Below are 4418 nucleotides of genomic sequence, written 5' to 3' on the forward strand. Positions count from 1 at the left end.
TCCTGCATTCTTGGACTTATGGAGATCATTTCCAGGGAAATGATTACTCCCCTGTGCAACCTTAAGATTGTAATATCAAATTTCGAAGAGGTTGGACATGGAGCAGCATATATTCCGAAAGAGATTGACGAACTTCTTGCTGTTGACATGGGATGCATAGGAGACGATTTGACTTGCACGGAGCATGATGTTTCCATATGTGTAAAAGATTCCAGTGGTCCCTATGATTTCAACATGACAAACAAGCTGATAGCTCTCGCTGAGAAAAATGACATAAACTATGCAGTGGATATTTATCCCTATTACGGTTCAGATGTCTCTGCAGCTCTTCGCTCTGGAAACAATATCAGAGGAGCACTAATTGGTCCAGGAGTCCACGCATCCCACGGAATGGAAAGAACCCACTACGAAGGACTTGAGAATACAATAAAACTTCTTTATGAATATATAACAAACTAATTACTTTTTAAATCACAGGATCCGGACACAAAACCTTGACATATACACAGAGTTCGATTAATTTATTTACAGAAAAAATAAGGAGACATATATGAAAATCACGACAATAATAGAAAACTCAAAGCCACTGGATTCAAATCTTGAATGCGAGCATGGCCTGTCATTCTTTGTGGAGTATGATGGAAAAAAGATAATATTCGACACTGGAAACGATGGTAAAAACTTTCTTGAAAATGCCCATAAACTTGATATAGATATCAAGAATGCCGACTATATGGTTCTCAGCCACGGCCATTCCGATCATACGGGAGGAGTAATTCCCTATGTGGATATCTTCGGCAACGACTTCAAGCTTATAGTTAATCCGTCCCTCTTCTTTCCAAGACATAAATACTATAGAATGAAAAAGGAGAGCATCGGAATACAATTTACCAGGGAAGACCTTGAGAAAAGAAATGTAAATACAATATTATCAGAAGATGTTGAAACCATTTCGGAAAACATCCAGGTAATCAGCGGTTTTTCACTTCATCCACAATACAAAATGGAGGATAACGGTCTTTACTGTGAAGAAGATGGTGTTGAGATAAAAGACTTCATGCCGGGAGAGTCTGTACTTGTAATGAAACATGCAAAGGGACTTGTATTAGTCATAGGATGTTCTCATTCGGGAGTAATTTCCATTATTGAAAAAGTAAGGGAACAATACAACGAAAAAATTCATGCGGTCTTTGGCGGAACTCACCTGGTTCATTCATCCCAAGGATTCATCGACAAAACAGTTGAATACTTCAAGAATTCCGAAATAGAAAAAATCGGAGTATGCCACTGCAATGGGCCTAATGCTGGAAAGACTTTCAAGGAAGAGATTCCAGACAGATACTTCCAGATTACTACAGGCAAGGTTATTGAGATATAGGTTAGCAATAGTAAAACATAGTTAAAAAACAATTTAAAGGTATTAACCAGGTACACTCCGAAAAACAGATGAGTATTCCCTGCTCCATCGATTATGTCTTTCTTGATCCTATAATCAAGTTTACAAAACACCCTGAAACATTGGTGTTTAGCTAACGGTACAACAATTCTTATATTTATAATTGTAATTATTGATACCTATTAGTCACGACCTCACACTCATCTGTTTTTCTCCGTTTTGTAATTTTTATTGTTATAACCTTCGATCACTGTTCCTCTTATTGTATTTCCTCAGCCCAACAATCACCAATACCATGAACACCACCAATGCAGTAACAGGTGCAATGAGTAAATACACCAGATATAAAATCCCATAACCTAGCCGGAAGAGGAAAATTTCTGGTAAGACTAACAATAGAATCAAGTTTCCCTTCCATTTCTTCCTTTTTCTGACACATATTCCCGCCAGGACTGTAGCAGCGATCATGATCCAGGTTTTAGTATTGTGAACCTCCCTTCTGTTTGTTCCGTAAAAAAGCCCTGTAGTATCCACATAGCTGAAGGTCCACTCCTCCTCTGGAAGACCTTCAAGTCTGGCACTGTAATTGATATCCGACACCTTTTCAAGGTCTATGCTGGAATGGACCTCGTATCCTACGTCGGGAAACTCTATCTCAAGATTCACTACAGTATCCCCGTTCCAGAATCTTGCAGGTGTCAAGTAATATAAATGAGTGTAGACATCATTTACAACGTCATCAAAAGAATAATATCCTTCTTCAGCCCCATAGGATATCTTCAATGTCTTCCTTTCACCTTTTTCAATGTCCATTGAGAACTGAATTCCCTCGGCATCCCAATCCTTTTGGCTTGGTCTGCCTCCGCTGAGTCTTTTTTCAAGGACCCTGTCGTCCACAGGATCCACTATCTCCATTGTATAGCTTGCATTCCAGTTTACGGGAATATATCCGGCTTCCTTTATTTCAAATTCAGTGATTTCTACATCGTTCACTGAAACATCGAAGCTTTCTTCATATATCGCCCTGGTATCATAGCTGAAATATGGAGCAATAAACATTATATCAAGATGTGAATCCTCTCTGTCTACATTTTCAATATCATATACAACATCCACCATAGAATACCGGTGGTTCTCGTCAATGCTGAATTTAACCCATTCCTCCAATAGCACTATACCCGTATTATCGTCAAACAGTACCACATTGCTGTCCGGATCCTCATAGGGAGATGCAGCATTTCCGAAAGCCGGGATGGAAAAAAAGCAAATAGCCAACATTATCATTATAATTCTTTTCATAACAACCTCCAAAATTCAAGCCTTCCAGAACAAATATATATCCCACATTCCCATGAAATTTTATACTTTAATCAGAACCAGTGAAGCAATCATGCATAACAACGAGGTCTCGACTAATAGGTACAAACAATCACATTTGGATATATGTAAATTGTTGTACCGGTAGCTAAACACCAGCGATTCAAGGTGTTTTGTGCTTTTGAGATTAAGGTTTTTCGTTCCGACGAAGTAGGGAGCTGTTAGGCATGATTGTTGAACGGTATCATCTACTTCACAACAAGACTAATGTCTTAGCATTTACAATACAAAACAGGCTCCCGATATTACACCAGAAGCCGTTTTGATCACTATTAAATTATGCGTTTTCTCTATTTCTCATTGTTGCAGGATCAAAGGATTCCTGTGGAGCCCTTAAAAAGAACACTGCAGTTGTAAGTGTTATCATTATTGTGCAGAACATGAAGAGCTGATAGTACTCGACCATGTCAAGGGCTATACCTGCTGCAAATACACCTATAGGTGCTATTGCCTGCATACTGAAACTGTATGCCGAAAGAACCCTGGCTCTCAATTCGTTTGGTATCATTAGCTGTATGTTTGTGAATATGCTTGTCCTGAGAAAGGCATTTGATACACCGAACATCACAAGGAATATCATGAAGATACCCATGAGTTTAAACCCCGGACCTCCAAAAGCTTCAAATACCCTTGGGTAGAAGAATATTCCCATTACAAAGAATATCAATGCTTCAGCCGAAAGACCCAAAATAACAATTTTGTTCTTGGCAGATTTTCCTGCAATCATTGAAAGTATAATATTCCCTATTAATATTCCAGCCATTATTGAACCTTGAAGGATTCCAAACTGATTGTTTGTAAAGCCTATGCCCTCTACGAATATATATGGAAGGATTACGGCCAGGCTTGCTATTCCAAAAAAGTTTGCTACTGCTGAAAACATTATGAGGGACATGATTCCCTTTGATTTTTTCAGGAAGGCAAAACCTTCCTTAATGTCTTTTCTGGATTTTGCAACAGTGAGCTTGTCATTTGTAACTTTTTCCGGCTTGTAATCTATGAATGTTTCACTTGCTGCAGACAAAAGGAAGGATACTCCATTTATTATGAATACCGCTTTCAGTCCGAAAATCCCAAAAAGAGCTGCTCCAATTACTGGACCTGCTATATTTGTCATACTGTCTATGCTTCCTACTATGGAATTGCCCTTCAAAAGCTCCTCGTCACCTACAAGCTCCGGAAGCATTGCCGCTGTGGCCGTATCAAAAACAGCCATTACGCTTGACAATAAAATCTGGCAACCAAAAAGCACGGGAAGATAAATCGCTCCTTCCCGAATTGATAAGAAGAGTAAAATTGATATTACTCCACTTAAAAGGTCCGACATTACCATTATTCTTTTTCTATTAAAATAGTCCCCCAGGACGCCGCCAATTGGCATCAAAAACAATTGGGGAAGAAGTTCTACACAGGCAAAAATACCCATTGCAAAACCTGAACCTGTTGTTCTCAAAATATAAAGTGGAATTGCGACGTTTTGAATACCACTTCCAAGAAGAGAAACCAGCCTGCCCAAAGAGTAAAGAGCAAAATTTCTATTAATAAGCTTCTTCATAATTACCCCTATTTCCTTTATCAAGAAAGCAGCTATGCTGCGTTAACCAGGTCACAGCGACATCGTCGCGCTAGATGTGAAACAGATAGT

Annotated in this window: 4 protein-coding genes; 2 read left to right on the plus strand and 2 right to left on the minus strand. The window is 38.9% G+C overall.

Annotated elements, in window-relative coordinates:
* Together AC3AX0_RS07960 and AC3AX0_RS07965 are read left to right on the plus strand one after the other, a co-directional pair.
* A partial coding sequence (locus AC3AX0_RS07960) for a zinc-binding metallopeptidase family protein (protein ID WP_487549769.1) occupies positions 1-459 on the plus strand: 459 nt, incomplete at its 5' end.
* 91 nt (positions 460-550) lie between these two features.
* Positions 551-1378 carry an MBL fold metallo-hydrolase gene (locus AC3AX0_RS07965; protein ID WP_487549770.1) on the plus strand — a complete coding sequence of 276 codons (828 nt, stop codon included), beginning with the start codon at positions 551-553 and terminating at the stop codon, positions 1376-1378.
* Between the two features lie 252 nt (positions 1379-1630).
* Here AC3AX0_RS07965 and AC3AX0_RS07970 read toward each other — a convergent pair whose 3' ends face one another.
* On the minus strand, positions 1631-2695 hold the full coding sequence (locus tag AC3AX0_RS07970; protein WP_487549771.1) for a hypothetical protein: 1065 nt from the start codon (positions 2693-2695) through the stop codon (positions 1631-1633).
* Between the two features lie 355 nt (positions 2696-3050).
* Positions 3051-4328 (minus strand): MFS transporter, encoded by a 1278-nt coding sequence (locus tag AC3AX0_RS07975; protein ID WP_487549772.1) that lies wholly within the window; start codon positions 4326-4328, stop codon positions 3051-3053.
* Positions 4329-4418: the final 90 nt, after the last annotated feature.

It is taken from the genome of Dethiosulfatibacter sp., from assembly GCF_983023055.1.

Coding starts and splice junctions, on each gene's coding strand:
- AC3AX0_RS07965 (WP_487549770.1), top strand. CDS start 551: ATGAAAATCACGACAATAATAGAAAACTCAAAGCCACTGGATTCAAAT.
- AC3AX0_RS07970 (WP_487549771.1), bottom strand. CDS start 2,695: ATGAAAAGAATTATAATGATAATGTTGGCTATTTGCTTTTTTTCCATC.
- AC3AX0_RS07975 (WP_487549772.1), bottom strand. CDS start 4,328: ATGAAGAAGCTTATTAATAGAAATTTTGCTCTTTACTCTTTGGGCAGG.